The sequence below is a fragment of the Aeromonas sp. OTU364 genome, from assembly GCF_038440395.1.
Lineage (GTDB): Bacteria > Pseudomonadota > Gammaproteobacteria > Enterobacterales > Aeromonadaceae > Aeromonas.
The window spans coordinates 206,402-223,821 of the sequence record NZ_JASATR010000001.1; the positions used below are offsets into that span (position 1 = coordinate 206,402).

At 64.7% G+C, this 17,420-nt stretch carries 12 protein-coding genes; 8 read left to right on the forward strand and 4 right to left on the reverse strand.

Translation table 11 applies throughout. The features are described 5' to 3' along the window. Nucleotides 1-151: 151 nt before the first annotated feature. Entirely contained in the window at nucleotides 152-1,552 is a 1,401-nt protein-coding gene (gene asnS / locus AAHB08_RS01030; RefSeq protein ID WP_342057841.1) for an asparagine--tRNA ligase, read from the reverse strand. A gap of 199 nt (nucleotides 1,553-1,751) precedes the next feature. Here asnS and AAHB08_RS01035 point away from each other — a divergent pair, with 199 nt between their 5' ends. Beyond that, the gene (locus tag AAHB08_RS01035; RefSeq protein WP_342057842.1) at nucleotides 1,752-2,096 is read left to right on the forward strand and encodes a hypothetical protein; all 345 of its coding nucleotides are present in this window, start codon (nucleotides 1,752-1,754) and stop codon (nucleotides 2,094-2,096) included. A 258-nt stretch (nucleotides 2,097-2,354) separates the two neighbouring features. Here the strand turns inward: AAHB08_RS01035 and AAHB08_RS01040 are convergent, their stop codons facing one another. Further along, nucleotides 2,355-3,176 (reverse strand): HAMP domain-containing protein, encoded by an 822-nt coding sequence (locus AAHB08_RS01040; RefSeq protein WP_342057843.1) that lies wholly within the window; start codon nucleotides 3,174-3,176, stop codon nucleotides 2,355-2,357. A gap of 135 nt (nucleotides 3,177-3,311) precedes the next feature. Next, on the reverse strand, nucleotides 3,312-4,586 hold the full coding sequence (gene bioA / locus AAHB08_RS01045) for an adenosylmethionine--8-amino-7-oxononanoate transaminase (RefSeq protein ID WP_342057844.1): 1,275 nt from the start codon (nucleotides 4,584-4,586) through the stop codon (nucleotides 3,312-3,314). A 191-nt stretch (nucleotides 4,587-4,777) separates the two neighbouring features. On the opposite strand from bioA, the gene bioB reads away from it, so the two are divergent. The 5 genes from bioB to htpX all read left to right on the forward strand — a co-directional run bounded on the left by bioB (nucleotide 4,778) and on the right by htpX (nucleotide 9,640). After that, nucleotides 4,778-5,866, forward strand: coding sequence for a biotin synthase BioB (bioB, locus tag AAHB08_RS01050; protein WP_043131627.1), 1,089 nt, complete (start codon nucleotides 4,778-4,780; stop codon nucleotides 5,864-5,866). Continuing rightward, a complete protein-coding gene (gene bioF / locus AAHB08_RS01055) occupies nucleotides 5,863-7,059 on the forward strand; it encodes an 8-amino-7-oxononanoate synthase (protein WP_342057845.1) in 1,197 nt (398 codons plus the stop codon). Before bioB ends, bioF begins: the two co-directional genes overlap by 4 nt. Next, a complete protein-coding gene (gene bioC, locus AAHB08_RS01060; RefSeq protein WP_342057846.1) occupies nucleotides 7,049-7,852 on the forward strand; it encodes a malonyl-ACP O-methyltransferase BioC in 804 nt (267 codons plus the stop codon). The genes bioF and bioC overlap by 11 nt, the downstream gene beginning before the upstream one ends. 120 nt (nucleotides 7,853-7,972) lie before the next feature. After that, nucleotides 7,973-8,653 carry a dethiobiotin synthase gene (bioD, locus tag AAHB08_RS01065; RefSeq protein WP_342057847.1) on the forward strand — a complete coding sequence of 227 codons (681 nt, stop codon included), beginning with the start codon at nucleotides 7,973-7,975 and terminating at the stop codon, nucleotides 8,651-8,653. A 114-nt stretch (nucleotides 8,654-8,767) separates the two neighbouring features. After that, entirely contained in the window at nucleotides 8,768-9,640 is an 873-nt protein-coding gene (gene htpX / locus AAHB08_RS01070; RefSeq protein WP_171269207.1) for a protease HtpX, read from the forward strand. 86 nt (nucleotides 9,641-9,726) lie between these two features. Here htpX and AAHB08_RS01075 read toward each other — a convergent pair whose 3' ends face one another. Continuing rightward, nucleotides 9,727-11,529: an MOSC N-terminal beta barrel domain-containing protein gene (locus AAHB08_RS01075; protein ID WP_342057848.1), complete on the reverse strand. Its 1,803-nt coding sequence runs from the start codon at nucleotides 11,527-11,529 to the stop codon at nucleotides 9,727-9,729. 351 nt (nucleotides 11,530-11,880) lie between these two features. Between AAHB08_RS01075 and AAHB08_RS01080 the strand changes: the two genes are divergently transcribed. After that, nucleotides 11,881-13,527 (forward strand): NAD(P)-binding protein, encoded by a 1,647-nt coding sequence (locus AAHB08_RS01080; protein ID WP_342057849.1) that lies wholly within the window; start codon nucleotides 11,881-11,883, stop codon nucleotides 13,525-13,527. Further along, nucleotides 13,524-17,099: a pyruvate:ferredoxin (flavodoxin) oxidoreductase gene (gene nifJ, locus AAHB08_RS01085; RefSeq protein ID WP_342057850.1), complete on the forward strand. Its 3,576-nt coding sequence runs from the start codon at nucleotides 13,524-13,526 to the stop codon at nucleotides 17,097-17,099. The genes AAHB08_RS01080 and nifJ overlap by 4 nt, the downstream gene beginning before the upstream one ends. Nucleotides 17,100-17,420: the final 321 nt, after the last annotated feature.

The window sequence follows — 17,420 nt, forward strand, 5'->3', positions numbered from 1 at the left end:
GAACAGGGGGGATCGGGGAATGACAGGCAGGGGAAGGGGGGGATTTATTCGAGGATCAGGATGAGAGGAGGAGATCATCCCTGCCGGGAGAGCAGGAAATAAAAAAGCCGACCCAAGGGTCGGCTTTTTGCGATTCGCGTGCTGTCCGCGATTAGAACTCGGCGGTGCGAGGGGTGCGCGGGAAGGGGATGACGTCGCGCACGTTGCCCATGCCGGTCACATAGACCACCAGGCGCTCGAAGCCCAGGCCGAAGCCGGAGTGCGGCACTGTGCCGTAGCGACGCAGGTCGCGATACCACCAGTAATCTTCCTTGTTCAGACCCATCTCGGCCAGACGGGCATCCAGCACCTCGAGACGCTCCTCACGCTGGGAGCCACCGATGATCTCGCCGATCCCCGGGGCCAGCACGTCCATGGCGGCGACAGTCTTGCCGTCGTCGTTGAGGCGCATGTAGAAGGCCTTGATGTCTTTCGGGTAGTTCTTCACCACCACAGGGGACTTGAAGTGCTCTTCGGCCAGATAGCGCTCGTGCTCGGAGGAGAGATCGATACCCCAGGAGACCGGGAACTCGAACTTCTTGCCGCAGTTCTTCAGCACTTCGATGGCGTCGGTGTAGTCAATCTGGGCGAAGTCGGAGGCGACGAAGCGCTCCAGACGGTCGATGGCATCCTTGTCGATGTGCTGGGCGAAGAACTCCAGATCGTCGCGGCGCTCGGTCAGCACGGCGTTGAAGACGTACTTCAGCATGGCTTCGGCTAGGGCGGCGTTGTCTTCCAGGTTGGCGAAGGCCACTTCCGGCTCCACCATCCAGAACTCGGCAAGATGGCGGCTGGTGTTGGAGTTTTCGGCGCGGAAGGTCGGGCCGAAGGTGTAGACCTTGGACAGCGCGCAGGCATAGGTCTCGACGTTGAGCTGGCCGGAGACGGTCAGGAAGGTCTCCTTGCCGAAGAAGTCCTTGTCGTAATCCACCTTGCCTTCGGGGGTGCGCGGCAGGTTTTCCATGTCCAGGGTGGAGACGCGGAACATCTCGCCAGCCCCTTCGGTGTCGGAGGCGGTGATGAGCGGCGCGGCAATCCACAGATAACCCTCTTCATGGAAGAAGCGGTGAATGGCCTGGGCCAGGCAGTTGCGCACCCGGGTCACGGCGCCGACCACGTTGGTACGGGCACGCAGGTGACCCTGCTCGCGCAGGTATTCGATGCTGTGGCGCTTGGCAGACATGGGGTAGGTGTCCGGGTCTTCGACCCAGCCCACGACCTTGACGTCGGAGGCCTGCAGCTCGTAGGCCTGGCCGCTGCCCTGGGAAGCCACGACCACACCGGTCACTTCCACTGAGCAGGCGGTGGTCAGACGCAGCACTTCATTCTCGTAATTGGCCAGGGTATTGGGAACGACGGCCTGTACCGGATGGAAACAGGAGCCATCGGATATGGCCAAAAATGAGATCCCCGCCTTGGAATCGCGGCGGGTCCGGATCCACCCTTTCACTGTCTGGGTGGTGCCAACCGCATACTTACCGGTCAGCACATCTACTACGGATGCGTGCGTCATCGAAATATTGTCTCCAGCTTGTTCTTGCAGCGCTATTTGCAACACTTGGGGTCTGGCCCGGGCATGAGTGGCCCACCATGGCAGACTAAGCCGTTAATCTTACCCGCGCGGGTTTGATAAACAAGCAAAAATGTCGGACCCTTGCGGGGTTTTCCCCATGAATCTTGCATGGATCCGGTCGGTTGGGCAGGGGGTGAGAGTGAAGGAACGCAGGCGGGGGCCGGATGGCTGGATACGGGTTCTCCAGGGGCTGGTGATCCTCTGCTGGAGCGGCTTTATCGTCCTGCTCTCCCTTTACCACTTCGCCAGGCCGCAGACGGCCTACGGTTTTCTGGTCTATGGCGGGGTCAAGGTACGCCAGGAGTGGGATCCCGCCCTCACCCCCTGGCTGGTGCACGGACTCTGGGGTTGCTGCCTGCTGACCCTGGTGGTCTTGGCGCTGGAGCACAGGCGCAGCCGACGGCAAGAGGATGCCCTGCACGTCAATCTATTCATCCTGCTGCTGATCCTGGCCGTCAGCCTGCTGTTTTACTACCTGGCGTGATCCGCCGGCTTCTCCTCCTGGGACGAGCGCGCTGGAGCGCTGGCGCAGCCGACCGCAAGAGGATGGGCTGCAGTCAATCTATTCATCCTGCTGCTGATCCTGGCCGCCAGCCTGCTGTTTTACTACCTGGCGTGATCCGCCGGCTTCTCCTCCTGGGACGAGAGCGCTGGAGCACAGGCGCAGCCGACGGCAAGAGGATGCCCTGCACGTCAATCTGTTCCTTCTGCTGCTGATCCTGGCCGCCAGCCTGCTGTTTTATTACCTGGCGTGATCCGCCGGCTTCTCGTCCTGGGACGAGGGGGCAGGGCGCTTGCCGAGCTGGCGCTCCACGCTGTCGAGCATCTGGTTGTAGGCGAGGGCCACCCGGCCTATCTCGTCCCCTTCATCGCCCTCCAGCCGGTGGCCGAAGTCGTGCAGATCGGTGGCCTCCTCCATGGAGCGGGTCAGCTGGTTGAGGGGGCGGACTATCCAGGTACGGATGACCCAGAGGGTGAGCAGCAGCCCCAGCCCGAAGATGAGGGTGAGGCTCAGGGCCGAGGTGAGTATGTTCTGCTCGACCCGGGTAAAGAGGGTGTCGAGGGAGTAGTCAAAGCGCACCGCCCCCAGCACAGTGTTCTCCGGCACCTGGTGACAGCTGGTGCAGTCGGTGCCGCGAAAATCCTTCTTGGCCAGCAGGGGGCGAGTCACCACCAGCTTGCTGTGGGTGCCGTCGTGCACCACCTCCAGGCTCCCCTTGCCCGCCAGGGCCAGGGCATCGAATCTGTCCTTGGGGGCCTCGCTGTCGCGGCTAGGCCCATACTGCTTGTTGACCGGCGCCCCGCGCACTATGCGGGCATCTTCCACGTGGGCGTGATCGAGAAACTTGGCACGCAGGGTGTCGCGGGCCTCCATCTTGCCGGTCAGCATCAGCATGTTGAGGCCGTCGAAATAGGCCTCGGTCTGCTCGCGGCTCTGCTCCTTGATGAGGGTCAGGATGAGGTCGCGCTCGCGCACCGCCTGATAGGCCGCGGAAAACACCAATACCATGGAGAAGATGAAGAGCAGGAAGAAATTGATCTTGGCAGTGATGGAGAGGCGCATGGGAAAGGTACATCTGTTGGGTAAAACCCGCGCAGTCTACTCCCCTCGCCTGGCGGGTTCTGGTGTCTCGCTCACATTCTGATGAAAAAGAGCCAAAAGGCCCTGCGTTCTCATGCAGGGCCTATTCATCGAGACTCAGAATTCGCCGCTGGTGATGGCCTCATGGATGGCGCGGGTCAGCACCCGCAGCTCCTCGGGGCTGATGACGAAGGGGGGCATCAGGTAGATGAGCTTGCCGAACGGGCGGATCCAGGCCCCCAGCGACACGAACTTGCGCTGGATGCGCGCCACGTCCACCCGCTCCTTCATCTCCACCACACCGATGGCGCCGAGTACCCGCACGTCGGCCACCGCCGGATGCAGGGTCAGCTGTACCAGTTCGGTGCGCAGCTGGTGTTCGATGGCCCGCACCCGTTCCTGCCAGGGTGAGGCCAGCAGCAGTTCGATGGAGGCGTTGGCCACCGCGCAGGCCAGCGGATTGCCCATAAAGGTGGGGCCGTGCATAAAGACGCCGGCCTTGCCGTCACAGATGGTGCGGGCGACCTGCTCGGTAGTCAGGGTGGCCGACAGCGTCAGGTAGCCGCCGGTGAGCGCCTTGCCAAGGCACATGATGTCGGGGCTGATCCCCGCCCAGTCGCAGGCAAACAGCTGGCCGGTGCGGCCAAAGCCGGTGGCGATCTCGTCGGCGATCAGCAGCAAACCGAACTCGTCGCACAGGGCGCGTACCCACTGCAGGTAGCGGGGGTGATAGAAGCGCATGCCACCCGCCCCCTGCACTATGGGCTCCAGCACGATGGCAGCGATTTCCTCATGGTGGTCCGCCACCAGGGTTGCCAGCTCCACCACGCAGCTCTCGTCCCACTCGGCGTGGAAGCGGCAGCTGGGGGCGGTCACGAAATGGTGCTCCGGCAGGAAGCCCTTGTAGAGCTCGTGCATGCCGCCGTCCGGGTCGCAGACGCTCATGGCGCCGAAGGTGTCCCCGTGATAGCCGCCCCGCAAGGAGACGAACCTGGCGCGGGGCGTTCCCCTGGCGTGCCAGTACTGCTGGGCCATCTTGAGCGCCACCTCCACCGCCACCGAGCCGGAATCCGCCAGAAAGACCCGATCCAGACCGGCCGGGGTGATCTCCACCAGCTTGCGGCACAGCGCCACCGCAGGGGCGTGGGTCAGGCCGCCAAACATCACGTGGGACATCTTGCCGAGTTGGGCGGTGGCGGCCGCGTCGAGCTCCGGCACCTGATAACCGTGGACGCAGGCCCACCAGGAGCTCATGCCATCCACCAGCTCGCGGCCGTCGCTGAGGGTGAGGGTCACCCCCCTGGCGCTGGCCACTTCATAGCAGGGCAGGGGATGGGTGAGGGAGGTATAGGGGTGCCAGATGTGGTGCAGGTCGAATTCTTGGTTGGTCATTTTGTGTTCTGTTGTCAATTGGTTTGATCTGGTCGGTGTTGACAGTCTACGCGCGCTCTCTACACTAGCCAACAATTTCAGCCACTTGGCGCCAGTCCTCACAGCGAGTAGGTCGGCCGGTGGCGGCTTTTGCGGTCCTTCATCCCAGGATGGCGGCGCAGGATCCCACTTATAACAACTGGAAGCCATGTATGAATGCTCTCACCCTGGGCGGCCACGCCCTTCGTCACGACTGGACCCTCGCCGAGGTCCAGGCCCTGTTTGCCCTGCCATTCAACGATCTGCTGTTCCAGGCCCAGACGGTACACCGTGCCCATTTCGACCCGAACGAGGTGCAGGTGAGCACCCTGCTCTCCATCAAGACCGGCGCCTGCCCGGAGGATTGCAAATACTGCCCCCAGAGCGCCCGCTACCACACCGGGCTCGAGACCGAGCGGCTGATGGAGGTGGAAAAGGTGCTGGAGCGGGCCCGCGAGGCCAAGGCCAACGGCTCGTCGCGCTTCTGCATGGGGGCCGCCTGGCGCAATCCCAAAGAGAGGGACATGCCCTATATCCTGCGCATGGTCGAGGAGGTGCGCGGGCTGGGGATGGAGACCTGCATGACGCTAGGGATGCTGACCGCCGATCAGGCGGCGCGCCTGGGGGCCGCCGGGCTTGATTACTACAACCACAACCTCGACACCTCGCCGGAGTTCTACGGCGACATCATCACCACCCGCACCTATCAGGACCGCCTGGACACCCTGGAGCACGTGCGCGGCGCTGGCATGAAGGTCTGCTCCGGCGGCATCGTCGGCATGGGGGAGCAGGCAAAGGATCGGGCGGGCCTCCTGATGGCGCTGGCCAACCTGCCCCGCCACCCGGAGAGCGTGCCCATCAACATGCTGGTCAAGGTGAAGGGGACGCCCATGGAAAACCAGGAGAATCTGGACCCGTTCGAATTTATCCGCACCATAGCCGTGGCGCGCATCATGATGCCCGCCTCCCACGTGCGTCTCTCCGCCGGGCGGGAGAAGATGAACGAGCAGATGCAGGCCATGTGCTTTATGGCGGGTGCCAACTCCATCTTCTACGGCTGCAAGCTGCTGACCACCCCGAACCCGGACGAGAACAGCGACATGCAGCTGTTCAAGCGCCTCGGCATCCGCCCCGCCCAGCGGGCCCAGAAGCCGGATCAGGTGCAGGAAGAGGAGCTGCTGGCCGAGGTGAGCCGCCAGAGCGAGCCGAGCGAGCTCTTCTACGATGCCACCCGTTCCCGCGCAGGTGCCGTCCGTCCATGACTTCCCCTGTTGTCACCAGCCCCTTTGCGCTGGGTGAGGCCCTGGCCGAACGTGAGCAGGCGGCCCTGCTGCGCCGACGCACCCCTGTGGATGTGGCGAGTGGCGGGCGGCTCAGGGTGGCGGGACGCGACTACCTCAACCTCTCTGCCAACGACTACCTGGGGCTCGCCGATCATCCCGCCATCAAGGGCGCCTTCTGCGAGGGGATCGACCGCTATGGCGCTGGTGCCGGCGCCTCGCCCCTGGTGACAGGCTACAGCCGTGCCCACCAAGAGCTGGAAGAGACCCTGGCAGAGTGGCTCGGGGTGGAGGCCGTGCTGCTGTTCAACTGCGGTTTTTCTGCCAATCAGGCGGTGCTCAAGGCCCTGCTCGGCAAGGAGCACCTGCTGTGGCAGGACAGGCTCAACCACGCCTCCCTGCAGGAGATGGGCAGCCAGCTGCCCTGCAGGATGAAGCGCTTTGGCCACAACGACATGGCCGCGCTCGCGTCTCAACTTGAGCCAAAACGGGGCCTGATCGTCTCGGAGGGGGTGTTCAGCATGGACGGGGATCAGGCGCCCTGGGCTGAACTTGCTGCCCTGGCAGCCCAGAGCGGCAACTGGCTGATGATCGACGATGCCCACGGCCTCGGGGTGCTGGGGCCACAAGGGCGCGGGACCCTGGCGGCGCAGGGGGTTGCCCCCGCCAGCGTGCATATCCAGATGGGCACCTTTGGCAAGGCGCTCGGGGTGGCCGGGGCCTTCGTGGGGGGCAGCCGCGAGCTGGTGGACTACCTGGTCAACTTTGCCCGCCACTATGTCTACAGCACCCATATGCCGGCCGCCCAGGCGTGCGCGGTGAGCCAGAGTATCGAGCTGGTGCGCGCCGCCGACGAGGCCCGTGCCCATCTTGGTCAGCTGATCACCCGGTTCCGGCAGGGGGCACAGGCGCTCGGCTGGACGCTGGGTGCAAGCGAGACCCCGATCCAGCCCCTGCTGGTGGGGGAGAGCAGTGCCGCCCTGCAACTGGCCGAGCGGCTGCGGGAGCGCGGTGTCTGGGTGAGCGCCATTCGCCCGCCCACTGTGCCGGTCGGCACGGCGCGCCTTCGCATCACCCTCTGTGCCGCCCACCGCGAGCAGGATGTGGATCGCCTGCTCGAGGCCCTGGGTCCCTGCCCATCCAGTGATCAGAGAGGAGGCGCCCATGCTGCATGAGCGTTTCCAGCAGGTCGACAAGGCCCAGCTCGCCCGTCGCTTCGGGGCCGCCGCCCGTCACTACGACGCCCACGCCCGCTTCCAGCAGGAGGTGGGGCAGGCGCTGCTGGCGCGCATGGGCGAAGGGAGTATGACAGAGATGCGCCCGGGGGCCGGGCTGGATCTGGGCTGCGGCACCGGCTTCTTCCTGCCCGCGCTGGCGGGTCGTTGCCAGCAGTTGCACGGGCTGGATCTCGCCCCCGGCATGCTGGCGCAGGCCGCCCTGCGTGGCAGCGGCGCCCGGCTGGTGTGCGGCGATGCGGAGGCGCTGCCCTTCGCGGATCAGAGCCTGGACTGGGTCTTCTCCAGCCTGGCCCTGCAGTGGTGCGAGCGCCCGGCCCAGGCGTTTGCCGAGATCCACCGGGTGCTCAAGCCCGGCGGTCAGATCTTCTTCTCGACCCTGCTGGCCGGGTCGCTTTGGCAGTTGCGCGAGGCCTGGGGCGCCGTCGACGGGCATGCCCACGTCAACCGCTTCCTCGCCCTGCCCCAGTTGCAGCAGGCCATTGGCGCCGCGGGTTTTCAGGCGCCTGAGCTGACCTCTGTCACCTGGTCCCTCGCCTATCTGGAGCTCAACGACTTGCTGCGGGATCTCAAGGGCATAGGGGCCAGCCAGGTCAATGACGACAGGGCCGCGGGGCTGGGCAACCGCCAGCGCCTGAGGCGTCTCGGGGAAGCCTATGAGCGCCACCGCCAGCCCGACGGCCTGCTGGCCGCCAGCTATGAGGTCTGTCTCGGGCGCCTTGTCCGCCGCTGACCGGCTGCGGGAACACGCGTTTTTGCCTTGGGCCGGGCGAGGTTAGCCGCCCGGCACAAGCCCATCATTGATACCCAGGTGGTGCCATAGCGCCACCTTGAACTGCGCTGAGGAATCATCATGGTCAGATCCTATTTCATCACGGGCACCGACACCGACGTGGGCAAGACCCTGGTCGCCCGTACCCTGCTGCAGGCGTTCGCCGCCCGGGGCATCCCCTGCGCCGGCTACAAGCCGATCTCCGCCGGCTGTGCCCGCACCCCGGAGGGGCTTCGCAACCTCGATGCCCAGCAGCTGCAAGCGGCCGCCAGCCTCCCGCTGCCCATCGACTCGGTCAACCCCTACGCCTTCGAACCCCCCATAGCCCCCCACATAGCCGCCCGGGAGGTGGGGGCGAGCATTCCCCTGGCGGGCCTGTCTGCCGGGTTGCGGGAGATTGAGCGGGCGGGGGCCGAACGGGTGATCGTCGAGGGGGCGGGGGGCTGGTTTTTGCCGCTGGATCACCAGCATCTGCTCTCCGACTGGGTTGCCCTTGAGCGCCTGCCGGTGATCCTGGTGGTGGGGGCCAAGCTGGGTTGCCTCAATCATGCCCTGCTCACCTGCGCCGCCATCCGCCATCAGGGGCTGACCCTGGCAGGCTGGGTAGTCAATCGGGTGGATCCGTACATGAGTCGCTACCAAGAGAACCTGGCCACCTTGAAAGCCATGTTGCCGGCCCCATTTCTGGGGGAGATCCCCTTCGTAGACCAGCCGCTCGAGGCGGATCTGCGCGATTGTCTCGACATCTCGTCCCTGCTCTGAGGCCCAACATTCAGCAAACATTCATCGAGTCTGTCTATGATCGGGGGCAGGTGTGGTATCGGGTCGATTGTGAATTGGCCCGAACCATGCATCTATATCTCACAAGGAGTCAATATGAAGCGAATTATGCTATTCCTGGTGACCAACCTGGCCGTCATGCTGGTGCTGGGGGTGGTACTCAATATCCTGTTCTCGGTTCTGGGGATCAACAAGTCCAGCATTTCCGGTCTGTTGGTGTTCTGTGCCGTGTTCGGTTTTGGGGGTTCCTTTATCTCCTTGCTGATGTCCAAGTGGATGGCCAAGCGCAGCTATGGCGTCCAGGTCATCGAGCAGCCCCGCAACGAGACAGAGCACTGGCTGGTGAGCACAGTCGCCCGTCAGGCCCGTGAGGCTGGCATCAAGATGCCGGAAGTGGGGATCTACGACTCCCCCGAGATGAACGCCTTCGCCACCGGCGCCCGCCGCGACGACTCCCTCGTTGCCGTGTCGTCCGGCCTGCTCTACAGCATGAGCCGCGACGAGGCGGAAGCCGTGCTGGCCCACGAGGTGAGCCACGTGGCCAACGGCGACATGGTGACCCTGACCCTGATCCAGGGGGTGGTGAACACCTTCGTGATGTTCTTCGCCCGCATCGTGGCCGGCGTCATCAGCAACTTCTTCAGCTCCAACAACGACGAGGAGAGCAGCAGCTCGGGTGGGTTTGCCTACATGATCACCGTGTTCGTGCTGGAGATGCTGTTCGGCGTGCTGGCCTCCATGATCGTCATGTGGTTCAGCCGTCAGCGTGAGTTCCGCGCCGATGCCGGTGCCGCCAAGCTGGCCGGTCGCGACAAGATGATAGCCGCGCTGCAGCGCCTCTCCCGTGGCGCCGAGCCGCAGATGGAAGGCACCATGATGGCCTTCGGCATCAACGGCAAGCGCTCCATGAGCGAGCTGTTCATGAGCCACCCGCCCATCGAGCAGCGCATCGCCGCCCTGCGTGGCTGATTGCCAGACACGATAAGAAAACGGCTGCCTCAGGGCAGCCGTTTTGCTTTGCGATGATGGCGCCGACCCGTGGCGGCGCCATCATCCTATTTGATCACCAGATCGGAGAGGGGCACGGCGCAGCAGGTGAGGATCTTGCCCGCGGCTCGCTCGGCGGCTGTGATGGCCGGGGCATCGGGGTGATCCACCTCGCCCGCGAGCAGGGTCTGCTTGCAGCTGCCGCAGATGCCGGCGCGGCAGCTCCAGGGCAGCTCCACCCCTTGCTTGTGGGCCTGATCCAGCACGGTGCCCTGATTGTTGCCGGCAAAACTCTGCTTGCCGATGCGCAGTTGCACCGCCTTGTGGGGGCGCGCCACCGAGAGGATGGCGCCGCCAAAGCTCTCCTGGCGGATCCGCTCGACGGGCACGCCAAGGGCGGTCAGTCTGGTGACCGCATCGGCCATAAAGCCGTGAGGGCCGCAGATAAACACCTCCCGTTCGGCAAGCTGCTTGACCTGTTTGAGGTGCTCATCGCCGAGCCGTCCCTTGAGCCCCTGCCAGTGCGTATCGGGCTGGCTCAGGATCAGGGTGAGGGTCATCCCCTGCTGCGCCAGGGCGTGCAGTTCGCTGGCGGCGGGAATGTCCGCCTCGCTGCGGCACAGGTGCATAAAGTGAACATCTTCCAGCTCCCCGCGCAAGGCCAGAGTGCGGGCAATGGACAGCATGGGGGTGACGCCTGAGCCCGCCGAGAGCAGCAGCAGCTTGCGCTCTGTGCCTAAGTGAAACTCGCCGGCCGGGGGGGCGGCCAGCAGGTGATCGCCCACGCGCAGCTCATGGTGAAGCCAGGGGGAGATGCGGCCATCGGCCAGCTTCTTGACGCTGATGCTGTAACGCTCGGGCCTCTCCGGGGTGGAGCTCAGGGTGTAGCGGCGCTGTTGCCGTTCCCCCTTGATGTCGAGGCTGATGGGCAGGTGCTGACCCGGCAGGTAGTCGGGCAGGGGCTCGCCGTCGGCTGCCTCGAACCAGAAGGTCTCCAGATCCCGTGCCAGGGGCTCGCGGGCGACGCAGACCAGCTCCCGCTTCTTCGGCGCCGCATTGGGGTAGACGGGGGGACGGGCGGTTTCCAGCACCTGGATCTCGCTCCCTGCCTCAATCCAGCCTTCGTTCAGCGCCACCAGATTCTGGCCGAAATAGACATCCCCATCCTCGCCACGACGGTAGCGGGTGAGGGTGGCGAGCGGCTCTTTCAGCGCGTTGAAGCGATCCGTGCCCGCCTCCACCGTGGTCATGATGCAGCGGCTGCACGGCTTGGCCACCAGAAACTCCACCTCGCCGATGCGGATCCGCTTCCAGCCATCCTCCTCGAAGGGGCGGGTGCCGCTCGCCACCAGGTTGGTGCGAAACTGGCTCATCTGGTGCAGGGCATCGGATCTCAGGTTGAGGTCATCCAGCGAACTCTGGCTGATCAGCAGCAGGGGATAACCGTCGGCAAAGCTGACCCGGGTGCCGGTCTTCTCCCGAAAGCGGTCAGAGGTTTCGCCGAGCCAGAGCAGGCGAACCGGCTCCCCCGCCACCCGGCTCAGCCACTCATCGGCCTGGGACTGGGTGTGCAGGGCATGGAAGCTGTCGCCCCAGACGCCTGTGGCCTGGGGGGCGCGGCTGAAGTCCGCTTCCTGCAGCCTGAGCTGTGCCATTCCGGGGTAACGCAGTTGCAGGCCGCCCTCCACCGGGGTGGCCGTCACCAGTTGCAGCTGGGGATGGGTGCGGGCTGTGATGAAGCTGCCGTCCGGCTTGACCACCATGTAGCGGCGATCCCCCAGCAGCCCCTCCTCGGTCACCCGGGCACGGGTCAGCGGCATGCCCGCCGTCGATTTGATGGGGTAGAGATGTATGCTGGCGAGGCTGGGCATGTCAGGGTCCTTGTGCTGTGGCGATTCCAGTGAAGAGGGCAAGATAACGATTCCTGCCCCGTGCGGCAATCCTCTCTTGCCCCCCATCATGGGGGGCAGGCGAGGAGGCGCCTGATCGGTGCAGGCCAACGGCGCCATGTGATCGGGGTCGTATCCCGGGGGAAACACCCCATAAAGCGCAACATTTATTGATCCTGATCCACCATGTCGTACAAAAAACGGCCCATCATCGAGCCAGCTTCCAGTTTCTGACGCTTTCGCTTCTTCCCTCTCCGGCCACCGTCTGCCCAGGCTACACGGTATCAAGCGCCATCGGAGCGGGCCTGTTACCCAACAAGAAGAAAGCAATGTATGAGCAAACAACTGGATATGACCCCACAGCCGGATCTCTCCCAGAAGACGGGAACAGGCCCGGTCCGCACCCGGCTGCCCGTCTGGCAGCCGGCCCTGCCACCTTGCAACCACGCCTGCCCGGCCGGCGAGAACATCCAGGCCTGGCTTGCCCTGGCCGAAGCGGGCCGCTTCGAGGCGGCCTGGCAGCGACTCATCGAAGAAAATCCCCTGCCCGCCGTCCACGGCCGGGTCTGCTATCACCCCTGCGAGAGCGCCTGCAACCGGGCCCAGGTGGACGAGGCCGTCTCCATCCACGCCATCGAACGCTTCCTCGGTGACGAGGCGCTGGCCCGTGGCTGGCAGCCTGCGCCACCTGCGCCCGCCAGCGGCAAGAAGGTGCTGGTGATCGGCGCCGGGCCCTCCGGCCTCTCTTGCGCCTGGCACCTCAACCGGCTCGGCCATCGGGTGGAGATCCGCGAGGCGGGGCCACTGGCGGGCGGCATGCTGCGCTTCGGTATTCCCGCCTACCGTCTGCCCCGCGACGTGCTGGATCGGGAGGTGGCCCGCATCCTGGCGGCCGGGGTGACGCTGACTCTCAACCACAAGGTGGAGGATGTGCTGCGCGAGCGTGACGAGGGGGGCTTTGACGCCGTCTTTATGGCCATCGGCGCCCATCTGGCCAAGCGGGTCGATATTCCGGCCCGGGAGGCGGGCAAGATCCTCGATGCGGTGAGTTTTCTCGAGCAGGCGAGCCTCGCCGAAGAGCAGGGCCTGCCGCCCCCCAGACTGGGACGGCGGGTGGCCATCTACGGCGGCGGCAACACCGCCATGGACGCGGCTCGCACCGCCCGCCGCCTCGGTGTGGAAGAGGCGATGATCATCTACCGCCGCGACCGGGACCATATGCCCGCCCACGCCTTCGAAGCCCTTGAAGCCGAGGAGGAGGGGATCAAGATCAACTGGCTGCGCAGCATCCGCCAGCTCGACAACACCAGCATCGAAGTGGAGGTGATGGCGCTGGATGCAGAGGGCAAGCCGGTGCCCACCGGCCAGTTTGAAACCCTTGAAGCGGACTCCCTCATCCTGGCGCTCGGTCAGGAGGTCGACCTCTCGGTGCTGGAGAGCATTCCCGGCGTGCGGGTCAACAAGGAGGGGGTGGTGCAGGTTGGCGAAAACCTGATGACGGATGTACCGGGTCTGTTTGCCGGTGGCGACATGGTGCCCTCCGAGCGCACAGTCACCATAGCCACCGGCCATGGCAAGAAGGCGGCGCGCCATATGGATGCCTGGCTGCGCGGGCGTCACTACCACAAACCGATCTCCTACCCGCTGGTGGGGCCACAGCAGTTGCAACTCTGGTTCCAGACCCACGCCCCGGCCAGCAGTCAGCCGGTCAAACCGGCGTGGGCGCGGGATGACTTTGGCGAGATCATAGGTGGGCTGGATGAGGTGGCCGCCCGCTACGAGGCGGCGCGCTGCTACTCCTGCGGCAACTGCTTCGAGTGCGACGGCTGCTATGGCAGTTGCCCCGAGCAGGCCATCGCCAAGCTGGGGCCGGGTCTGGGGTATCAGGTGGATGCAGAGCGCTGCACCGGCTGCGGTGCCTGCCACGACCAGTGCCCCTGCCACGCCATCCTGCTGCGCCAACCGGAGGTGTCCCAATGAAACATGAACTGATCATGGTCGATGGCAACGAAGCCGCGGCCCGGGTGGCGTACCAGCTGAGCGAAGTCTGTGCCATCTACCCCATCACCCCGAGCTCGACCATGGCGGAGCTGGCCGACGCCTGGGCGGCACTGGGGCTGACCAACCTGTGGGGCAATATCCCCACAGTGGTGGAGATGCAGAGCGAAGGGGGGGCGGCCGGTACTGTACACGGCGCCCTGCAGGCGGGGGCGCTCGCCACCACCTTCACCGCCAGTCAGGGGCTGATGCTGATGCTGCCCAACATGTACAAGATCGCCGGGGAATTGACCGCTGCGGTGTTCCATGTGGCGGCCCGTTCGCTGGCGGCCCAGGGGCTGTCGATTTTTGGCGACCATCAGGACGTGATGGCGGCGCGCAGCACCGGCTTTGCCATGCTCGCCTCCGGCTCGGTGCAGGAGGCGCAGGACTTGGCCTTGGTCGCCCACAGCGTCACCCTGCAGTGCCGGGTGCCCTTTATCCACTTCTTCGACGGCTTTCGCACCTCCCATGAGGTGAACAAGATCACCGCCCTGCATAGGGACGAGATCCGCGCTCTTATCGACAACGACTGGGTGCGGGCTCACCGTGCGCGGGCGCTCAACCCGGATCACCCCGTGATGCGTGGCACCGCCCAGAACCCGGATACCTATTTCCAGTCCCGCGAGAGCGTCAACCCCTTCTACGAAGCGGTGCCGGCGCGGGTGCAGCAGTGCATGGAGAGCCTCGGCAAGCTGACCGGTCGCCACTACCAGCTGGTGGAGTACCACGGCGCGCCCGATGCCACCGATGTCATCGTGCTGATGGGCTCGGGAGCGGCCACTGCCCGCGCCACGGTCGATTGGCTCAACCGGCAGGATCGCAAGACAGGGGTGCTGGTGGTGCGCCTCTATCGCCCCTTCCCGGTACAGGCGCTGCTCGATGCGCTTCCCGCGAGCGTGCGGCGCATGGCGGTGCTGGATCGCACCAAGGAGCCGGGGGCGGGCGGCGAGCCGCTGCTGCTGGATGTGCAGAGTGCGCTGATCGACGGCTTGCAGCGCGGTCTTATCAAGCGCCTGCCCTGGCTCAGTGGCGGTCGCTACGGTCTCTCCTCCAAGGAGTTCACCCCCGCCATGTGCGCCGCCGTGTTTGAGGAGCTCTCATCCGATGCGCCGCGCCCGCGCTTTACCATAGGGATTGTTGATGACGTGTCGGGCCTCAGTCTGGCATGGCACCCCATCGGCGATCTGGAGCCTCCTAGCCGGGTGCGGGCGCTGTTCTTCGGCCTGGGTGCAGACGGCACGGTGGGCGCCAATAAGAACAGCATCAAGATCATCGGCGAGCTGGAGGGGTTCCACGCCCAGGGCTACTTCGTCTACGACTCCAAGAAGTCGGGCTCGCGCACCGTCTCCCACCTGCGCTTTGGCCCCGAGCCCATAGACGCCCCCTGGCTTATCGAGCAGGCGAGCTTTATCGGCTGTCACCAGTGGGGCTTTGCCCTATCGGTCGATCTGCTGGAGCACGCCGCGGAAGGGGCGACCCTGTTGCTCAATGCCCCCTATGAAGCAGACAAGGTGTGGGACCAGCTGCCCGAGCGGCTGCGCGCCCGCATCCGCGCCCTCGATATCCAGCTCTACTGCATCGACGGCGATCGGGTGGCCGTGCAAAACGGCATGGGCAATCGCATCAACACCATTATGCAGACCTGCTTCTTCGCGCTGGCCGGGGTGTTGCCACGGGATGAGGCGATCGCGCTGATCAAGGAGAGCATCGAGAAGAGTTATGCCCGCAAGGGGCCCGAGGTGGTGGCGCGCAACTTCGCGGCGGTGGACGATACCCTGGCTCACCTCTGCAAGGTGGCGATCCCGGCCGGTGACGAGCAGATCAGCGACTATCCGCTGCCATTGGCGCCGGGCGGCAGCGAGTTTGTCCAGCGGGTCACTGGCGAGATGCTGGCAGGGCGCGGCGATTTGATCCCTGTCTCCATGCTGCCGGTGGATGGCACTTACCCCACCGCCACCAGCCGCTTCGAGAAGCGGGATATCGCCCGCGAGATCCCGATTTGGCACTCCGATATCTGCATCCAGTGCGGCAACTGCGTCTTCGTCTGCCCCCACGCGGCGCTGCGGGCCAAGTTCTACCATCAGGACTGGCTGGCGACCGCCCCCGAGGCGGCCCAGTCGGTGCCCGTCACCGCCAAGGGCTTCCCCGACAGCCGCTACACCTTGCAACTCTATCCGGAGGATTGCACCGGCTGCGGCCAGTGCGTGCAGGCCTGTCCGGTGCGGGCCGGGGCTGATGAGGAACACGAGGGCGAGCGCGCCATCGCCATGATGGACAAGGCACCGCACCTGGCTGGCCAGAAACAGGCGCTGCGCTGGTTCGAGAGCCTGCCCTGGCCGGCCCGCGAGCGGGTGGATTTCTCCACCGTGCGCGGTGCCCAGTTCCTCGAACCCCTGTTCGAGTTCTCCGGTGCCTGCGCCGGCTGTGGCGAGACCCCCTACCTCAAGCTGCTGACCCAGCTGTTTGGCGATCGCATGCTGGTGGCCAACGCCACCGGCTGCTCCTCCATCTATGGCGGCAACCTGCCGACCACCCCCTGGGCCAAGAACGGCGAAGGGAAGGGGCCGGCCTGGTCCAACTCCTTGTTCGAGGACAACGCCGAGTTCGGCTTTGGTTTTCGTCTCACCGCCGATCAGCATCACGGTCAGGCGGTGGCGGCCCTCGAAGCGATGAAGGGGGAGCTGGGGGAGGCGCTGGTCGATACCCTGATCAATGCTCCGCAGCGGCTGGAGTCGGAGATCCGCGCCCAGCGCACCCGGGTGGCACAAGTGCGCGAGCGGTTGGAAGAGGTGAAATCCGGCAAGGCTCGCGAGCTGTTGTCACTCATCGATCAGCTGGTGCGCCGCTCGGTCTGGATCATCGGCGGCGATGGCTGGGCCTATGACATCGGCTCGGCGGGGCTCGATCACGTGCTCGCCTCCGGGCGCGATGTGAACGTGCTGGTGATGGATACCGAGGTCTACTCCAACACCGGCGGCCAGATGTCGAAATCGACGCCGCTCGGTGCCGTTGCCAAGTTTGCGGCGGGGGGCAAGACGTTGGCCAAGAAGGATGTGGCCTTGCAGGCCATCTCCTACGGCAACGTCTATGTTGCCCGCATCGCCTTTGGTGCCAACCCGCAGCAGGCGCTGCAAGCGTTACGTGAGGCTGAGGCCTATCCGGGGCCATCGCTTATCATCGCCTACAGCCACTGTATCGCCCACGGCATCGATATGGAGTTTGGGCTGACCCAGCAGAAACGGGCGGTGGCCTCCGGTCACTGGCCGCTGATGCGCTACAACCCGGTACTGCGCAGTGCGGGGCAGAACCCCTTCAGCCTCGACAGCCTGCGCCCCTCCATTCCCCTTGCGACATACCGCCAAGAGGAGAACCGCTACCAGGTGCTGGCTCAGAGTCATCCCGAGGAGGCGGAGCGGCTGATGCAGGTGGCGCAGCAGGTGGTCTGGCAGAGGTGGAGCACCTACGAGGAGATGGCGACCCGCGAGGCCAGCCATTTCCATCCGCCGGTGTGATCATGGGATGAAACAGGTAAGACAAAGCGGGCCATTGGCCCGCTTCTCTGTTTAGGTATGTATAGAAGGGGAATCCTATATTTAAGAAAATTAACATGCAGATTTATTCAGCAAGGGCAAGTGAAAAACAGATGCCTTTTCATATTAAATTTGGCGTGATATATAGGATGTGATATTTTTTATTGTGAGTGTTTTCATGGGGCTCTAATGTGCTATTTATATGTTGAGGTGAAAATTGAATAATGAGGCTTGGTTCAGATTAATAAAGCAATGGAAGGACAGTGGCAGAGGTCATTATGGTCTGACTTTTCCATTTCTAGT